This window comes from Pseudoxanthomonas sp. CCNWLW251 (assembly GCF_037402255.1).
In the GTDB taxonomy this organism is placed as follows: Bacteria; Pseudomonadota; Gammaproteobacteria; order Xanthomonadales; family Xanthomonadaceae; genus Pseudoxanthomonas_A.
In genome coordinates, this window is the sequence record NZ_JBBEGA010000001.1 from 860,863 (window position 1) to 878,836 (window position 17,974).

Annotated in this window: 14 protein-coding genes; 2 read left to right on the forward strand and 12 right to left on the reverse strand. The window is 65.9% G+C overall.

The genetic code is table 11. The annotated features are described in order from the left end of the window. Positions 1-40: 40 nt before the first annotated feature. Positions 41-2,029 (reverse strand): oligopeptide transporter, OPT family, encoded by a 1,989-nt coding sequence (locus WBN46_RS04090; RefSeq protein ID WP_337730395.1) that lies wholly within the window; start codon positions 2,027-2,029, stop codon positions 41-43. Between the two features lie 116 nt (positions 2,030-2,145). Between WBN46_RS04090 and WBN46_RS04095 the strand changes: the two genes are divergently transcribed. Next, complete coding sequence (locus tag WBN46_RS04095; protein ID WP_337730396.1) at positions 2,146-3,954, forward strand: peptide MFS transporter; 1,809 nt, start codon at positions 2,146-2,148, stop codon at positions 3,952-3,954. A 49-nt stretch (positions 3,955-4,003) separates the two neighbouring features. On the opposite strand, the gene WBN46_RS04100 is transcribed toward WBN46_RS04095, so the two are convergent. The 6 genes from WBN46_RS04100 to WBN46_RS04125 all read right to left on the reverse strand — a co-directional run bounded on the left by WBN46_RS04100 (position 4,004) and on the right by WBN46_RS04125 (position 10,056). Then, positions 4,004-6,007 (reverse strand): S9 family peptidase, encoded by a 2,004-nt coding sequence (locus WBN46_RS04100; protein ID WP_337730397.1) that lies wholly within the window; start codon positions 6,005-6,007, stop codon positions 4,004-4,006. A 102-nt stretch (positions 6,008-6,109) separates the two neighbouring features. Then, the gene (gene rfbD / locus WBN46_RS04105; RefSeq protein ID WP_337730398.1) at positions 6,110-6,997 is read right to left on the reverse strand and encodes a dTDP-4-dehydrorhamnose reductase; all 888 of its coding nucleotides are present in this window, start codon (positions 6,995-6,997) and stop codon (positions 6,110-6,112) included. Continuing rightward, positions 6,994-7,551, reverse strand: a complete 558-nt coding sequence (rfbC, locus tag WBN46_RS04110) for a dTDP-4-dehydrorhamnose 3,5-epimerase (protein WP_337730399.1) — start codon at positions 7,549-7,551, stop codon at positions 6,994-6,996. Before rfbC ends, rfbD begins: the two co-directional genes overlap by 4 nt. Next, a complete protein-coding gene (gene rfbA, locus WBN46_RS04115) occupies positions 7,548-8,435 on the reverse strand; it encodes a glucose-1-phosphate thymidylyltransferase RfbA (RefSeq protein ID WP_337730400.1) in 888 nt (295 codons plus the stop codon). Before rfbA ends, rfbC begins: the two co-directional genes overlap by 4 nt. Positions 8,436-8,451: 16 nt before the next feature. Beyond that, the gene (gene rfbB, locus WBN46_RS04120; protein ID WP_337730401.1) at positions 8,452-9,507 is read right to left on the reverse strand and encodes a dTDP-glucose 4,6-dehydratase; all 1,056 of its coding nucleotides are present in this window, start codon (positions 9,505-9,507) and stop codon (positions 8,452-8,454) included. Between the two features lie 60 nt (positions 9,508-9,567). Continuing rightward, positions 9,568-10,056 carry a single-stranded DNA-binding protein gene (locus WBN46_RS04125; protein ID WP_192200427.1) on the reverse strand — a complete coding sequence of 163 codons (489 nt, stop codon included), beginning with the start codon at positions 10,054-10,056 and terminating at the stop codon, positions 9,568-9,570. A 153-nt stretch (positions 10,057-10,209) separates the two neighbouring features. Here WBN46_RS04125 and WBN46_RS04130 point away from each other — a divergent pair, with 153 nt between their 5' ends. Then, the gene (locus tag WBN46_RS04130) at positions 10,210-11,208 is read left to right on the forward strand and encodes a polyprenyl synthetase family protein (protein ID WP_337730402.1); all 999 of its coding nucleotides are present in this window, start codon (positions 10,210-10,212) and stop codon (positions 11,206-11,208) included. A gap of 13 nt (positions 11,209-11,221) precedes the next feature. Here WBN46_RS04130 and WBN46_RS04135 read toward each other — a convergent pair whose 3' ends face one another. The 5 genes from WBN46_RS04135 to WBN46_RS04155 all read right to left on the reverse strand — a co-directional run bounded on the left by WBN46_RS04135 (position 11,222) and on the right by WBN46_RS04155 (position 17,928). Beyond that, positions 11,222-12,004 carry a dienelactone hydrolase family protein gene (locus tag WBN46_RS04135; protein WP_337730403.1) on the reverse strand — a complete coding sequence of 261 codons (783 nt, stop codon included), beginning with the start codon at positions 12,002-12,004 and terminating at the stop codon, positions 11,222-11,224. A 79-nt stretch (positions 12,005-12,083) separates the two neighbouring features. Next, positions 12,084-13,487: a UDP-N-acetylmuramoyl-L-alanine--D-glutamate ligase gene (murD, locus tag WBN46_RS04140; RefSeq protein ID WP_337730404.1), complete on the reverse strand. Its 1,404-nt coding sequence runs from the start codon at positions 13,485-13,487 to the stop codon at positions 12,084-12,086. Continuing rightward, positions 13,468-14,823 carry a UDP-N-acetyl-alpha-D-muramoyl-L-alanyl-L-glutamate epimerase gene (gene murL, locus WBN46_RS04145; RefSeq protein ID WP_337730405.1) on the reverse strand — a complete coding sequence of 452 codons (1,356 nt, stop codon included), beginning with the start codon at positions 14,821-14,823 and terminating at the stop codon, positions 13,468-13,470. The genes murD and murL overlap by 20 nt, the downstream gene beginning before the upstream one ends. Further along, positions 14,820-15,314, reverse strand: a complete 495-nt coding sequence (locus WBN46_RS04150) for a hypothetical protein (RefSeq protein ID WP_337730406.1) — start codon at positions 15,312-15,314, stop codon at positions 14,820-14,822. Before WBN46_RS04150 ends, murL begins: the two co-directional genes overlap by 4 nt. After that, the gene (locus WBN46_RS04155; RefSeq protein WP_337730407.1) at positions 15,298-17,928 is read right to left on the reverse strand and encodes a bifunctional aspartate kinase/diaminopimelate decarboxylase; all 2,631 of its coding nucleotides are present in this window, start codon (positions 17,926-17,928) and stop codon (positions 15,298-15,300) included. The genes WBN46_RS04150 and WBN46_RS04155 overlap by 17 nt, the downstream gene beginning before the upstream one ends. Positions 17,929-17,974: the final 46 nt, after the last annotated feature.

Below are 17,974 nucleotides of genomic sequence, written 5' to 3' on the forward strand. Positions count from 1 at the left end.
CGCAAAGGCGTGAGGTCACGCCTTTGCGCCATGTGTCCGGTCAGCGGGGACCGGGCTCCACGTCGCCCAGCGCCTTCGACTTGGCGCCGGTGCGGTACAGCAGCCACCCGACGATGGCCAGGATGACCAGGCCAACGATCTCGCCCCGCTGGAACGCTTCCGGCAGCACCAGCACATCGCGATCCTTGGACACGTAGATGGCGATGCCGACCGCAATGCCCATCAGCGCCTCACCGGTGATCAGGCCGGCGGCAAACAAGGTGCCGGGGCGATGGATGCGATCGCGCGCTTCTTCGTCCTTCGTACCCACCATGCCATGGCGCTTCTCGACCAGATACGCCAGCAGGCCGCCGAGGAAGATCGGCACCATCAGTTCCAGCGGCAGGTAGATGCCGATGGCAGCCGCAAGCACCGGCACGCGGAAGCTGCTTTTCCGGGCCTTCAGCATCTCGTCGATGGCGATGATGACCGCGCCGATGACGGCGCCAATGGCGATGATGCCCCACGGCAGTTCGCCGCCGAACAGGCCCTTGGCGACCGAGGCCATCAGCGTGGCCTGCGGTGCGGACAGCGGGTTTGGATGTTCGGCCGTCGGCGCGCCGATGCCGTAGGCCTCGGACAGGATGTTCAGCACCGGCGCCATGATCAGCGCGCAGGAGAACGCACCGATGCCCAGCATCAGCTGCTGCTTCCACGGCGTGGCGCCGACGATGTAGCCGGCCTTGAGATCCTGCAGGTTGTCGCCGCCCACCGCCGCCGCGCAGCACACCACCGCGCCGATCATGATCGCGGCGACCGCGCCCAGCGGCGCACCACCCACCCCGACTGCCATGCGCCCGCTCTCGCCCAGCAACAGCAGCAGCACGACCGAGGCGAACAGGATGGTGGCGATGGTGATGCCCGACACCGGGTTGTTCGATGAACCCACCAGGCCGGCCAGGTAGGCCGAGACGGACACGAACAGGAAGCCCGCCACGATCATGATGATCGCCATCGGGATGCTGACGTGCCACATGCCGACGATGGCCTGGTACAGCAGCAGCAACGGCAGCACGAACACCACCAGGGCAACCAGCATCCACTTCATCGGCAGGTCGCGCTCGGTCTCCGCGACTTCCGCACCGCCCGATCCGGCGCGCGCGGCGGCGATGCCGCTCTTCACGCCCGACAGCAGCGACTTGCGCAGGGAGAACAGCGTCCACACGCCGCCGATCAGCATGGCGCCGACACCCAGGTAGCGGATCTTGGCCGACCAGATCGCACCCGCGATGTCCTCCGGCCCCGCTCCCGCGATGCTCTGCGCGAGCGCAGGATCGGTGCCCATGAACGCCATGTGGTACAGCGGAATGGCGATGTGCCAGGACAGGATGCTACCGGACAGCACCACGATGCCGATGTTAAGGCCCACGATGTAGCCCACGCCCAGCAGCGCCGGCGACAGGTTGGTACCCAGGTAGCCGAGGTACTTGCCGAAGAAGCTCGCGCCGGCCGCCGTGTCCGGGATCAGGCGCATGCCGCTGTGCGCGGCGACTTTCAGCACGGCCCCGATGGCGGCGGAGAACGCGAGGATCTTCAGGCCCGGACCGGGATTCTCACCCGCCTTCAACACTTCCGCCGCAGCCTTGCCCTCGGGAAACGGCAGCGGCTCCTCGACGATCATCGAGCGGCGCAGCGGCACCGAGAACAGCACGCCCAGCAGGCCGCCGAGACCGGCGATGGCCAGCACCCAGGAATACTGGAAGTCCTGCCAGTAGCCCAGGATGATCAACGCGGGGATCGTGAAGATCACGCCCGCTGCGATCGACGAACCGGCCGAGGCACCGGTCTGCACGATGTTGTTCTCCAGGATCGTGCCGCCGCCCAGCAGGCGCAGCACGCCCATCGAGACGACGGCCGCCGGGATGGCGGTAGCCACGGTCAGGCCGGCGAACAGGCCCAGGTAGGCATTGGCGGCCGACAGCACGACGGCCAGCACGATGGCCAGCACGACGGCACGGAAAGTAAGTTGCGGGGTCCCCGGCGAGCTCATGATGCGTTCCCGAATGGCGGAAAGCGGACACGCTAGCGTCCGCTGCCCGGCAAGTCCAGCTGCATGCTCCGGCGTGCCGCCTATACTCGGCCGGTTTCCCGATGCTGGAGCGGTCCTTGAGCCACCCTGCCCCCGCGATTGCCGGCCGCGACGACTTCCTCGGCCATCCCAAGGGCGTCTACGTCTGCTTCTTCACCGAGATGTGGGAGCGCTTCTCCTTCTATGGCATGAAGGCGTTGCTGCTGCTCTACCTGACCAAGTACCACCTGTTCGCCGACGGCGCCGGCTATGACCTGATCGGTGCGTATGGCGGTCTGGTCTACTGCATCCCCGTGATCGGCGGACTGCTGGCGGACCGCTGGCTGGGCATGCGCAAGGCCGTGGTGTTCGGCGGACTGCTGCTGGTCGCCGGCCATGCCGGCATGGCGTTGGAGGGCGCGGCGGCGGTCTCGGATGGCGGCGTGGTGACGCGCGACGAAGGCGCACTGCGCACGATGTATCTGTCGCTGGCGTTGATCGTGATGGGCGTGGGCTTCCTCAAGCCGAACATCACCGGCATCGTCGGCCGCCTTTATCCGGTGGGCGATCCGCGCCGCGATGGAGGCTTCAGCCTGTTCTATGCGGGCATCAACCTGGGCGCGCTGCTGGCCTCGCTGGTCTGCGGTTACCTGGGCGAGACGCTGGGATGGAAGTACGGCTTCGGCGCCGCCGGCATCGGCATGCTGCTGGGCCTGGCGATGTTCCTGTGGGGCCAGCGCTATCTGCAAGGCCATGCGGAGCCGCCGTCGCCGCCGGCACTGCGCACATCGGTGCTGGGCCTGAGGCGCGAGTGGACGATCTACCTGGCCGCGTCGCTCGGTGTATTGCCGTTGGCCTGGCTGATGTGGGCGGCGGCGAACGGCGCTTTCGCGCTGGGTGGCGAACTCTCGCTGGCGCTGGTGTTGATGCTCGTGGTGCTGATGCTGGTGCTCGCCTGGTTCACCTGGTTCGTCACCACGCAATGCACGCCGCCGCAGCGACGGCAGATGATCGCGCTGATGGCGATGATCTTCATGTGCCTGGTGTTCTTCACGCTCTACGAGCAGACCTACGGCTCGTGGGTGATGTTCACCGACCGCCTGCTGACCAAGGATCTGTTCCCGTCACTGGTGCAGGCCCAAGGCGTGGTGGTGTGGTCGGACAGCCTGGCGGCGAACACCCGCATGTTCCTTTCCACCGCACCCTGGTCCACGTGGGGGCTGCTGGCAATGCCCCTTGCCTTCGTCGTCGCCGTTCGTGCCTCAGAGCGCAACCCGATGACGGGATTTCCGCGCGCCGTTTTCCTCGGAACTGCCGGCGTGATGGTGCTGCTGGTACTTCGCGATTCCGTCGTGCTCCCGCAGACAGCGGGATCGCTGACCTATCTCGGCGCGCTATTCCTGGTGGTGCTGGCGCCGATCTTCGCGTGGCTGTGGGCGGCGTTGGGGCGGCGCGGCCGCGATCCGTCAAAGCCGTTGAAGGGTGCGCTGGGCCTGCTGTTCGGCGGACTTTCATTCGTACCGCTCGCCATCGCCGCGCAACAGGTGGGCGACACCGGCGCGATGGCCAGCGTGTGGTGGCTGGTGCTCGCCTACCTGCTGCTGGAAATCGGCGAGATGTGCCTGGCACCCGTCAGCCTCGCGGCCGTCACCGAGTTGTCCGTGCCGCGCGTGGTGGGGCTGATGATGGGCATGTGGCTGCTCGCCACCGCCTTCTCCGAAACCCTGGCGGCGCAGTTCGGCAAGCTGGCGGCCGTGGATATCCCGGAAGGCCAGACATGGGACATCGCGCAGGCAGCCGCAGGGTACGCGGACCTGTTCTGGCTGATGATGTGGATCGGCCTGGGGTGCGCGGCCCTGGCACTGGTGGCGGCACCCGCATTGAAACGGATGATGCGCAAGGCATGAACGACAACGGCGCCCGCAGGCGCCGTTGTGGCTGGATCGAACAGGCTGCCTACTTGGCCTTCGCACCACCGAGGTGGCGGTGGAAGAAGTCCAGCAGCTTCGTGTAGTACTCGCGTTGGTTGGCTTCCATGTAGAAGCCATGCCCTTCCGTCTTGTAGTACAGCGACTCGACCGGCACGCCTGCGGCCTTCAGGCGACGCTCCATGATTTCAGTGTGCTGAACCGGGGCGCGTTCGTCCTCGCCACCGGCGGCAAGGAACACCGGCACCTTGATCCTGTCGGCCATGTTGACCGGCGAAACCGCAGCCAGTTCATTGCGCGGCCCGATCCACTGATTCAGATAGGTATCACCCGAGCCCCGTCGCTGCACGTCGCCACGCGTATGCATCATCGGAAGGTCGTAGACACCCACGTATCCGGCGGCACAGCGATAGAGCCCGGGTTCCTTGGCTGCACCCGTGACAGCCGCATATGCGCCATAGCTCGCGCCATAAATGCAGATGCGGCGAGGATCGGCGATGCCCTGCTGGATGGCCCACTTGGTCGCATCGGTGACATCGTCCTGCATGGCCAGGCCCCACTGACGGGCACCCGCTTCCCGGAACGTGCGGCCGTAGCCACCGGATCCCCGGAAGTTCGGCTGGAGGACGGCGTACCCAGCACCGGCAAGCATCTGCGCTTCGTCATCGAAGTGCCACATATCGCGCACGCCGAAAGGTCCGCCGTGCGGAAGCACGACCAAGGGGAGGTTGCGTGGCTCCACGCCCCTGGGCAAGGTCAGGTAGCCATGCAGTGGCGAGCCATCACGCGCGACCAACTGCACCGGCTTGGACTCGGCCATCGCCTCGGGATCGAACCAGTCCCGACGGCTGAGCAGATAATCCGCCTTCCTTTCGTTGATGCGGAAGAGGTAGAAATCGCCCGGGTTGCGGTCACTGGACATCTCGACCAGCGCAGTGCGGCCATCGGCCGTGATGGAGGTGATGCCGACGGTGTGTCCGGCGAAAGCCTGCTCCAGTTCCCGCTGCAGGATCGCCTCCTTGGCTGCCTTGTCGAAGAAAGCCGTGCGGGGACGCCCATCCATATACAGCGCGCCCACCGGTACGCGGCCACCGGTTGCGTCGGCGTCCAGACCCACGACACCATCGCTGTAGAGGATGGCATACGGATCGACCGTGACATCCTGCAGCACGGTCTTGCGCTGACCCGAATTCACGTCGTAGGCAACGATGATATTGGGACCCTTGCGCTGCTCGCTCAGCAGATAGGCGATTCGGTCATCTGCGGAAAATCCAATCGCATACTCGCCGACGCCAGTCGCGGACTCGTCGTTGATCAGCGACCATTCGGCGCCTTCACCCGACCGGTAGTAGAGCTTTCGGATATTGTCGGAACCGGCGCCACTGGCGAACCGCACGATACCGGCGTTGTCGGTCACGAAGCTGGCTCGCCGGATCGGCGCGCGCGCCACCTGTGTCCGTCGACCGGAGTACACGTCCATGCGCTCCGCACGTGTGTAAGGATCTTCGCTGAAGGGCCATACGGAAATGACGACGTTCTTGTCGTCACCCGGAAGGGTATCGACCAGGAACGCCGCGACATCCTCGACCTTCTTCGGCTGGATGCGAGTCCCTGCGCCACGACTTTGCACCCGGTAGCCGACGAGCATCTCCAGCTTGGTGCCGTCGGCATTGATCCCGTACAGCTCACCGGTCGGCTGAGGCTCGTCCAGCGCGCCGTACTTCTCGGAGATGGAAATCAGTACGCGCTCCGAGTTTACCCACCAGAAGCCGGACACGTGCGTGTTCTTCCCCAGCACGAAGTGCGCGGTCAGCTTGTTGCCGCTCCTCAACATGATCGCGAGTGCGGTCCTGTCCTCGAGCCTGACGGTGGCGGCATAGTACTCCCCGCCCGGCGAGAGCTTGATGTCGTCGAACTTGTCCTTGCGGACGAACGCGCCCACGTCTACGTCGTTCGCCGCCTCCGCAGACACAGCGGCAAAGCACACGTACAACAAGATGGCCTTGACGGCCAGATGGATCCACTTCGTCATACTGCCGCCCCAGGCGATGCAGGAGGCCATCGTTCCACACTCACGAGTCCGGGTTCAAAGGTCGCGGAACACGGGTGGCGGAGCGTGGCTGTGTGCCGACCGTCAGCCGCCGAGCACCTGTTGCAAACCAGTCCGCCAGTCCGGCAGCGGACGCCCCAGTTGCTGTTCGAGCTTGCCCACGTCAAGCCGCGAATAGGAGGGGCGCTTTGCCCGCGTGGGGTAATCCGCCGTCGTGATGGCCAGAACGCGGGGCGCGCGCGCCAGCAACCCCTGCGCGACCGCGTCATCGAAGATGGCTTCCGCGAAACCGTGCCAACTCGTCTCGCCGCGCGGCGTCAGATGGAAGGTGCCGGAAACCTCGGCCTGCTGGCGCAACAATTCGACCGTCACGTCCGCGATCAGACTCGCGGGGGTAGGCGTGCCGCTCTGATCGGCCACCACGCGCAGTTCGTCCCGGTCGGTCCCCACTCTCAGCATGGTTCTCAGGAAATTGTGGCCGTACTGGCCATAGACCCACGCGGTTCGCAGGATCACGTGCCGGCCACCGGCCTCGCGTACCGCCTCTTCACCGGCCAGTTTGCTGGCGCCGTATACGCCGAGCGGCGAGGTCGCGTCATCTTCGCGGTAGGGACGTGTGCCCTGCCCGTCGAAGACATAGTCCGTCGAGTAGTGCACGAAAGGAAGGCCGCGGTCCGCACATGCCCGTGCCAGCACACCCGGCGCCTCCGCGTTCGCGCGAAACGCGGCCTCGATGTCGTCTTCCGCCTTGTCCACCGCCGTGTAGGCGGCTGCATTGATGACAACCGTGGGCTGGATGCGCTCGACCAGCTCAACCAGGGTGTCCGGCCGGTCGAAGTCGGCAATCTCACAGCGGCCACCATCGGGCAGCTGACCGGACCGCGTCGTAGGCACGACCTCGCCCATCGCCGCCAGGCTTCGCCGCAACTCATTGCCAACCTGCCCATTGGCGCCCAGCAACAGGAACGTCACGGCACGTATACCGGCAGCCGCTCCGGCGCGATGTCCGCCAGCAAAGGTGCGGCTTCATCCTTGGCGGACAGCAACGGCGCGGACACCGGCCAGTCGATGCCGATGGCAGGGTCGTTCCACCGTACGCCAGCATCTGCTGCCTTGTCGTACTGGGCTGTGCACAGATAACTGAATATCGCCCGTTCGGATAGCACCGCGAAGCCGTGCGCGAAGCCCTCCGGGATCCAGAACTGGCGCTTGTTCTCAGCGCTCAGGACCACCGCAGCCCATTGGCCGAAAGTGGGCGACCCGCGACGGATGTCGACAGCGACATCGTAAACTTCGCCCTCCAGCACACTGACCAGTTTCCCTTGGGGATTCGGCCATTGGTAGTGCAGTCCACGCAGCACTCCACGCGAGGAGGAGGACACATTGCTCTGCACGAACTTCGTCGGCAGTCCCTGCTGGCCGTAGCGATCCGCGTTCCATGTCTCGAAGAAGAAGCCGCGGTCGTCGCCAAAGACTGCTGGCTCAACTACCACGCAACCCGGCAGACTGGTTTCAACTATTTTCATTTGACGACTCCACGCTCAGCAAGAGACAGTAGATACTGACCGTATCCATTCTTGGCCAGTGGCGCCGCCAACTTCTCCAGCTGAGCCGCATCTATCCAGCCATTGCCATAGGCAATCTCTTCAGGGCAGCACACGCGCAACCCCTGGCGCGCCTCGATGGTTTCGATAAAGTTCGACGCCTCGAGAAGCGACTGGTGCGTGCCGGTATCGAGCCAGGCGTGTCCACGGCCAAGCTGTTCCAGGTGCAGGTTGCCGGCATCGAGATAACAGCGATTGAGGTCCGTGATTTCCAACTCACCACGGGGTGATGGTTTAAGCGATGCTGCGTAGTCGCTCGCCTGCCCATCGTAGAAGTAAAGACCGGTGACGGCATAGTTGGAGCGCGGCGCAGATGGCTTTTCTTCGATGCCGATCACGCGTCCGTCATTGTCGAACTCCGCGACACCGTACCGTTCGGGATCGTTGACCCAGTACCCGAAGACGGTAGCACCACTCTCGCGAGCATCCGCGCGGCGCAATTGATCAGTAAATCCGTGCCCATAGAAAATATTGTCACCCAGAACCAGGCAGCTCGGCTTTCCGTCGACGAAGTCGCGACCGATGAGGTAAGCCTGTGCCAGGCCATCCGGGCTTGGCTGGACCGCGTATTCGATGTTCATGCCCCACTGGGATCCATTGCCGAGCAGCGCCTTGAACAGTGCCTGCTCGTGCGGTGTGTTGATCACCAGAACATCGCGGATGCCCGCCAGCATCAGCACGCTGAGCGGGTAATAGATCATGGGCTTGTCGTAGACCGGGAGCAGCTGCTTGCTGATGGCCTGGGTCAGAGGATAAAGGCGGGTGCCGGAGCCCCCCGCCAGGATGATGCCTTTGCGCGTCGTCATGTTCAGCACTCCCGGTTCAGGCGGCGGCGCCGATGCGCTCGAGGCGGTAGCTGCCATCCAGCACGCGCCGCACCCAATCCTGGTTGGACAGGTACCAGTCGACGGTTTCGCCTATGCCCTGCTCGAAGGTGTATTCCGGCTCCCATCCCAGCTCGTCGCGCAGCTTGGACGCGTCGATCGCATAGCGTCGATCATGGCCTGGCCGGTCGGTGACGAAGGTGATCTGGCTGCTGCGTGGCTGACCGTCGCCCCGGGGCACGCGGGCATCAAGCAATGCGCAGATCGTGTGCACGACGTCGATGTTCTGCTTCTCCGCATTGCCGCCGACGTTGTAGGTCTCGCCTACCCGCCCCTTCTGGAGCACCGTGCGAATGGCATTGCAGTGGTCGCCCACGAACAGCCAGTCGCGGACATTCTTGCCATCCCCATACACTGGCAACGGCTCGCCAGCGAGGGCGCGAGCGATGATCAGGGGAATCAGCTTCTCGGGAAAATGGTACGGACCATAGTTGTTCGAACAATTGGTGGTCAGTACCGGCAGTCCGTATGTATGGTGGAACGCACGCACGAGATGGTCGGATGCGGCCTTCGATGCCGAGTAAGGCGAGTTCGGCGCATAGGGCGTCGTCTCCGTGAACTTGCCGGTATCCCCCAGCGATCCATACACCTCGTCGGTGGAGACGTGGAGGAACCGGAAGGACTCGCGACGCTCGACGTCAAGCGACTTCCAGTAATCCCTGACGGATTCGAGCAGACCCAGCGTGCCCACCACATTGGTCTGGATGAATGCTCCGGGGCCGTCGATGGAGCGATCCACATGGCTTTCAGCGGCGAAGTTCACCACGGCATCCGGCGTGTGCTCGGCAAGCAATCGCGCCACCAGCGAACGATCACCGATATCGCCGTGCGCAAACACATGCAGGGGACTGTCCTTGATCGACGCCAGCGTATCGAGGTTGCCCGCGTACGTCAGCGCGTCCAGATTGACTACCTTCACTCCCTGCGCGACCGCGCGCAGGACGAAATTTCCCCCAATGAAACCGGCGCCGCCGGTGACAAGCCATGTGGGCACGTATTGCTCCTTATATATCCAGTATTGGTTGCGTCACTATCGTTCTGTAACTGTCACGCCTCAGAACGGAATATCATCATCGGCAAAGTCATCCATCGGCGCCGGCTGGGATGCCGGGGCCGGCGCAGGACGACGCTGTCCGCCGCCCTGGTTGCCGTAGTCCTGTCGCGGTGCGCGGGCCGGACGGTCTCCGCCGCCTGCTCCACCGCCACCTTCGCGACCACCGAGCATCTGCATCTCGTCGGCAATGATGTCGGTCGAATATTTCTCCTGGCCATCCTGGCCGGTGTACTTGTCGTAACGCAGCGAGCCTTCGACGTACACCGAGCTGCCCTTGCGCAGGTACTCGCCGGCGATCTCGCCGAGCTTGCCGAAGAACACCACGCGGTGCCATTCGGTGCGCTCCTGCTGGTTGCCGTCCTTGTCCTTTCGCACGCTGGTCGTGGCGAGGCTGATCCGTGTGATCGCCATGCCGCCCTGCGTGTATCGGGTTTCGGGGTCGTTGCCGAGGTTGCCGACCAGGATGACTTTGTTGATGCCGCGGGCCATATCGATATCCGTTCAGGGATGCCCGCCAAGCGCGGGCAAAGACCAGTGGAGTATACCTGCCGGACCCCGGCCATCGGCTTTCCGCCAGCTCACATGTAGGGCATTGCCGCAGCCAAGCCCCTATAATTCAGTGACTTCCCGGCCCCTCGTCCCATGTCCGTCGTCGAATCCCCCCGCATCGCGCTGGCCCTGCCCGGCATCCAGTCGCTCGCCCACGCCGACATGGCATCCGTGGACGCCCTGATCCGGGCGCGCCTGGCCTCGGACGTAGCGCTGATCAACCAGATCGCCGACCACATCATTTCTGCCGGTGGCAAGCGCCTGCGCCCCATGCTGGTGGTCCTGGCCGGCCAGGCCTGCGGCCCGACCACGCCAAACCACCACCAGCTGGCGGCGATCATCGAGTTCATCCACACCTCCACCCTGCTGCACGACGATGTGGTGGACGAGTCCGACCTGCGCCGTGGCCGCAGCACGGCCAATGCCCTGTGGGGCAATGCGCCCAGCGTGCTGGTGGGCGATTTCCTGTACTCGCGCAGCTTCCAGTTGATGGTGGAACTGGACCGCATGGACGTGATGCGCCTGCTGGCCGACACCACCAACCGGATCGCCGAGGGCGAAGTACTGCAACTGCTGCACGTCCACAACCCGGATACGGACGAAGCGGCCTACCTGCGCGTGATCGAGCGCAAGACCGCCGTGCTGTTCGCGGCGGGCACGCAACTGGGCGCGATGGCGTCGGGCGCGGATGTGGCCACGCAACGCCGCCTGTACGACTACGGCATGGCGCTGGGCTACGCCTTCCAGATCGCCGACGACGTCCTGGATTACACCGCCGATGCCGAAGCCCTTGGCAAGAATCTCGGCGACGACCTGGCGGAAGGCAAGGCGACGCTGCCGTTGATCCATGCGATACGCCACTCCGACCCCGCGACCTCGGAACGCCTGCGCGCCGTCGTGCAGTCCGGTGATGCCGATGCGATGCCCGACGTCCTGGCCGCCATCGGCGCCACGGGTGGACTGGAATACAGCCGCGAGCGCGCGAACCAGTATGCGGCGGCGGCCGAACAGGCGCTCCATGGCCTGCCCGAATCCGATGCCCTGGCGGCCCTGCGCGGCCTGGCGCGTTACGCCGTGGAGCGCGGACACTGACCCGCGCGGCGCGTCACTTCGCGAACACCTCGGCGAAGAAGTCCGCCATCATCCGGTAGGCCCGCCTGGCCGAGCGCTCGTGGTAGACACAGCCCGGCGGATTCCGGGCATCGGCTTCGGCGAAGCAGTGCACCGCGCCGCTGAAGTTCACGAACTGCCAATCGGCACCGGCCTTGCGCATCTCGTCCTGGAAAGCGGAGATCTCCGCGGCCGACACGTAGGTATCGTCGCCTCCATTGAGCACCAGCACCGGCGACTTCACCGGCCCGGCCGCCGGCAGGTCGGTCGCCAGCCCACCATGCAAGCTGACGACACCTGCCAGTGCATCTCCGGCACGTACCAGCTCCAGCACCGTGCTGCCACCGAAGCAGTAGCCGAACGCACCGATGCGGGCGCGGTCCACCAGCGTGGCCGGCTGCTGCCGCAGCATCTCGACCGCCTTCTGTATGCGGGCACGAAGTTTCGGACGATCGGCGCGCATCGCGTTGGCGACGGGACCAGCCTCGGCATCCGTACCCGGGCGGATGCCCTTGCCGTAGACATCGGCAACCAGCACCACATAGTCATCACCGGCGACCACGTGTGCCTTCTCGATCGCGGACGCGTTGACGCCTTTCCAGTTCGGCACCATCACCAGACCCGGGCGTGGCTGCTTCACGCTGTCGTCGTAGACGAGGTAGCCCGAAAAAGTATCGCCACCGAGGGTCCAGTCGACCGGCGTGGCGACAGGGGCAGCCAGCAGCGAGGGGGACCACAGGAGAAACAGCAGGCACGGCAACAGCGGGATGCGGCGCATCGTCGACTCCTCGTCGGGGTTCAGACGCAGTGTACGCCGCCCCTGCGCGCCGGGCTTGACGGCGCGTGCGCGGTCGCGCTCAGGCAATGCCGAGACCGGGAATGGCCGTGATGCCGTCGGGATCGAAGCCCGCCAGTTCCGCGAAATGCCGTCCGCGTGCCACGTAATCCCGATACTGGCCGAAGCTCGGTGCGCCGGGCGACAGTAGGACGACGCCGTCGCCGTCCAGCGCCGCGCGTGCGGCGGCGACGGCCTCCGGCAAGGTCTCCACGCCTGCCAGGCTGAAACCACCCTCAGCTGCGACCGCCGCCAGCAGCGCATGGATACGCGGGCCATTCGCGCCCATCGTGATGATCGCGTGCGGTGCCTGCACACGCATGTGCGCCGCGAAATCCGACCAGTCCACGCCACGGTCATGACCACCGACCAGCAACGCGATGCGCCGGCCGGCGAAGCACTCCAGCGCCGCCAGCGTGGCATGCGGCGTGGTGCTGATGGAATCGTTGACCCAGGTGATGCCTGCGCGGGTGCCCATCGTCTGCAGACGATTGGGCAGAGGGCGGAATGAACTTGCATGCGCCGCGAGCGGCAGCGCCTCGATGGCCGCCGCCTCCAGCGCTGTCAGCACCGCGCAGAGGTTGCTGCGGTTGTGGCGCCCGGGCAACGGCAACGGCCGGGTGTCCATCACGAAGGCGTCGCCCCGGTACAGCGCATCTTCGCGCAGGTGCCAGCCGTCGGCATGGTTGAACCAGTGCACGTCGCTTCGCGGCAGCGACAGGGCCGCCAGGCGGGGATCGGCGGCGTTCAGCACCGCGACACGGGGGTGCGCGCCGGTGACCAGCTTCAGCTTGTCTTCGATGTAGCGCGCCTCGCTGCCATGCCAATCCAGGTGCTCCGGGAACAGGTTCAGCACGATGGCGATGTCGGGGCGGGCATCGCTGGCGACGACATCACCCGTCTGGTAACTGGACAGCTCGATCGCCCAGTAGTCCGGCGCGGGCTGTGGTTCCAGGACTTCCAGCAACGGCAGGCCGATATTACCCGCGAGCGCGGTGCGATGCCCGGCTGCACGCAACAGGTGCGCGAGCAGCGACGTCGTGGTGCTCTTGCCCTTGGTGCCGGTGACACATATCGAGTGCGCGACGATACCGTCGGCCTGCGCATGCTCGGCGAACCAGAGGCTGGTGCCGCCCACAAAGCGCGTTCCCGCTTCCGTTGCCGAAAGCGCGATGGGTGCATACGGGCTGATGCCCGGCGACTTGATGACGATGTCGAACGCAGAAAGCCGCTCGCCCGTCGCGTGCGTTTCCACGGATAGCTGGTGGTCGCCCAGCGCGGTCGCTTCCGCCGCTTCCGCTTCGTTGCAGAACAGCGTCAACGGCAGCGACGGCAACCGCGATCGCACGGCGTGATGGGCGGCGCGACCCTCGCGCCCCCATCCCCACAGAGCGACACGTCGACCCTCAAGCTGCGAAATTCGCACGCAGTCGCTCCCACAGCGCGGCCGGAATGCGGTGCTCGCCGCCGATCTCCAGCAACGGGGCCACCGCCAGCGCTGCGGCATCCAGCTGCGGGCGGATCTCATGATTGAAGCGCGCCACGATCACGTCCTCGCGCCATTCCGGCCGATCGCCCAGCACGGCCATCGCCGCGCGCGATTCCTGGCCTTCGCCGACGCATTCGAACGGCTTGTGGTCCTGGTACTCCAGCAAGGCATCGAAGCCACCCGTCTGGTTCGCGTCATCGAGCAGGTTGCGTCCGAAGATGCCGACCAGTCGCGGCTTGGGCATGAAGGGCGCCAGCGCGAGGAACACGAAATGGCATTTCGGGCAGACACCGCACCAGCGATTGGTCGGGCGCTCGCCCAGCAGGTGGAAGTTGCGGTTGCAGCTGGAAAAATGGGCATCGTAGTGATCGGTACGCGCGAACTGCCGCGCCACCGCCAGCTCCGACAGCGGGCGCAACAACGAGTAGTAATGCAGGTCGGCGGCGACATGCGATTGCACGAAGTCGCCGAACGCGCGCTCGAACGCCCACCCCTTCGACCATTGGTGGTTCACTTCGCCCGTGCCGGGGATCATGCTGCCGTAGCTGGCCGAGCGCTCGTTGGAGAACACCACCTGGTCCACGCCCTGCAGCAGCGCGGCCAGCACCATGATGGCCGAGTTGATCGCGGTGACCGGGACATGCCCATTCCACGCCCCCTGCCGGTTGTAATCGAACAACTCCGGCGCCAGCGCGCGGCCGATGTTGAGCGTCGGCAGGCCGGTACGCGCCGCGCAGGCTGCGATCAGCTGCGAGCCACCGATCCAGGTCACCGTCTGGTCGATGCCGGCACCCCGCAGCGCCTCGATGCTGACCAGCGAATCCTTGCCGCCGCCGATGGCGACCAGCGCATGCTCGCGCAGGCCCGTGACGGCAGCGGGAGCCGGCGTCTGTGCGCCGACGGGAAAGCGCACGCGGCCGTGCAGGCTCAGCCCGTTGCGGTACGCGAATTCGCCCAGCCCGTGTACGTACACCTGCTCCAGCAGCACCGCCGTGGCTGCGTCGATGGCATAGCCGTCGATCCGGATTTCATTGGGCACCGCCGCCTTGTAGTAGCTGACGCCGGTGATCAGGTGCAGCAGGCGCACAGCCTGCTCGACGGCGCGCGAGCGGGTCGCGTCCAGGGTGAAGGGTGCGCCGGGAACGGTAACGGTCTCGGTCAGCTCAGGACCTTCGTCGAAGGCATAGACCAGGCGCGCGACGCCCGTCTCCGCATCGAAGGAACAGCGGACAAAGCGGAAGACGCGGATGCTGGATTTGTCGAAAGTCGTCATGCGTGACCCGTGGAAAGCACCGCCTGCCGGCGCAGGAAGCGGCGACAGGCAAAATATTCAAGGATGAAAGCGGGCACGGCACCGAACAGCAGCGCGGCCAGCGAACCGTAAAACACGATGACCGGCAACCAGCCCATGGCGTCGCCCATGGCGCCAGGCGCATCGGCCACGATCTGGTCGACGCCCAGGGCGACCATGGCCCAGGCCGCCAGCGAGACCGGGAACAGCAGGAACACCACCAGCAACGTGCGCAGCGTCATGCCACCGGGCTTCCAGTCGCGTCCCACCGACCTGGCGCGCGCGTGCCAGCGGGTGACGAACCATGTCCCCGCACCTGTCGCCAGCAAAGCGGCGGGCGCGAACCTCAGCGCGGACAGCACGTCGCGCACGCCGGGGGCGCGCCGATCGGCATCCATGAGCAGCAGCACGCCGACCAGCACCGCCGCCGCCATCAGCATGCTGAGCAGGGTGAACTCAGTGCGCGGCGTCATCGCCTGCCATTCCTTCGATCACGTCTTCAGCCGGCAACCCACGCAGGTTGTAATGGCTCGCCATCACGTAGCCGTACGCTCCTGCATCCGAGAACAGGAGTACGTCGCCTTCCGCCATTGCCGAGGGCAGCCGGCGACGCTTGCCGAACACGTCGCTCGACTCGCAGATCGGGCCCACCACATCGAAGGGTTCCTGCGCTTCGTCGTCCAGCCGCGATAGGTTGCCCACATCGTGCCAGGCGTCGTACAGCGCTGGCCGGATCAGGGTGTGCATGCCGGCATCACTGCCCACTCGCCGGATGCCCAGCTTCTCCACCACCTGCGTCACATGCGCCAGCAGTACGCCGGATTCCGCCACCAGGTAGCGGCCCGGCTCGATCACCAACTGATATGCCGGATACGCCGCCTTGATCGCGGCAAGGCCTTCACCCCATGCCGCGAGATCGAAGGGTTCGTCCGTCTCGGCATACGGGATGGGCAGTCCGCCACCGATGTCGATGGTCTCGATGGTGCCGATCTGATCGGCCAGTCCGCCAAGCTCGTCGGCGATCTGGTTCCAGTGCTGCGCGCTCTCCACGCCACTGCCCAGGTGCGCGTGCAGGCCAGTCACGCGCACATCGAGCGCACGGGCGGCGGCCAGGAACTCCTCGAGCTTCACCAGGGGCAGGCCGAACTTCGATGTCTTGCCCCCGGTCTTCACCTTGTCGTGGTGGCCGTCGCCGCGCCCCAGGTCCACGCGCAACCACACGCGATGCCCCCGAAAGACCTCCGGCCACTGCTGCAGCGCCTCGACATTGTCCAGGGTGACGTTGATGCCTTTGTCGAGCGCAAACGCGTACTCCTCGCGTGGCGCGAAGCTCGGCGTGAACAGCACATCCTGCATGGCGAGCGTCGGCGCCACCTCGAACACATGCTCCAGTTCGCCGCGCGACACGCACTCCAGCCCGAACCCTTCCTCCACCAGCGCGCGCAGGATGGCCGGATGCGAGTTGGCCTTGATCGCGAAGAAGCGCCGATCCACCGCGCCGATGCCAGCCAGTGCGCGCGCTCGGGCACGCACGACATCCAGGTTGTACGCATAGCGTGGCGTGCCCGCCTGCGCGAGCGAAAGCAGTCTTGCACGCGCTGCGGCGGCACTCCACCAGCGCACGCCACGATGACGCACGGCGCCGTTGATCTCGCGCCAGCTGGGGCCGAACACGCTGGCTTCGTCGGTCGGCATCGCGCCACTGTCGATCAGCGCCTCGTGCAGCACGGGCAACAGGCCCTCCGCGTCCGCTTCATCGATCACGAACGTCAGGTTCAGGTCGTTCGACGACTGCGAGATCAAGTGCACGCGTTCACGGCCGAACATCGCCCACACGTCCGACAGCTTGTGCAGCAGCGAGCGCATGCCCCGGCCGACCAGGGTGATCGCCGTGCACGGCGCGATCACCTTCACCCGGCAGATCTCGGCCAGGTCGGCGGAAAGCGCGGCCAGCACGTCGGTATTGACCAGGTTCTCGCTGGGGTCCAGCGACACGGTGACGTTGGTCTCCGACGAACCGATCAGGTCCACCGACAGGCCGTGCTTCTTGAAGCGGGCGAACACGTCGGCCAGGAAGCCCACCTGCTGCCACATGCCGATGCCTTCCATCGACACCAGCACGATGCCGTTGCGGCGGCTGACCGCCTTCACGCCGGGCACCGTGATAGCGCTGCCATCGATGGTGGTGCCGGGAAGATCGGGGCGCTCCGTATCCAGGATCGCCATCGCCACGCCAGCATCGCGGCACGGCTTGATCGAGCGCGGATGCAGCACCTTGGCACCGGTGGTCGCGATTTCCTGGGCCTCGTAGTAGTCCAGGCGCGTCAGCAGGCGCGCGTCGGGCACTTCGCGCGGATTGGCGCTGAACATGCCGGGCACGTCGGTCCATATCTCCACGCGCTGGGCACCGAGCAGCGCACCGAAGTACGCCGCCGACGTGTCCGAGCCTCCACGACCGAGGATGGCGGTGCCACCATCGGCATGCCGCGAGATGAAGCCCTGCGTCAGCAGCATGCGGCTGGACTGCCCCGCGAACGCGCGGCGCCAGTCCTGGTCGGGCGCGGTGTTGCACGACACCGACAGCCGCTGCGCCCACGGGCTCTGGTTGGGCAGGAAGTTGGCCTGCAGCCAGTGGCGCGCATCGACCCAGCCGAAGTCCAGCCCCTGCGCGCGCAGGTAGGCCGCGCCCAGCGTGGAGGACAGCAGTTCGCCCTGCCCCAGCACCTCGGCCTGCCAGTCCAGCGCACGGCCGGCGGCACGCGAATCGGCCAGCAGGTTGCGCAGCGCGGCGAGGCGATCGCCCAGCACGGCCTCCGCATCGAGCTCAAGTTCGGCGAGGAACTCGCGGTGGCGCTGTTCCAGCTTCGCCACGCGCTCCGCGCTGTCCGTCGCACCATCGGCAATCGCGGTCAGTTCGTTGGTGACGCCGGACAGGGCCGACACCACCACCAGGATGCGGGCATCATTTTCTTCCGCGCGTTTTTTCGCCAGCGCGCCGATCGTGTTCCAGCGGTGGCGACGCGACACCGAGGTGCCGCCAAACTTGAGAACAATCCAACGATCAGACGCGGGGGAGGCAGAGGGCATGGGTAGAATGGCGAGGGATGCCCGAACCCTTCGGGCGTGAACCGTC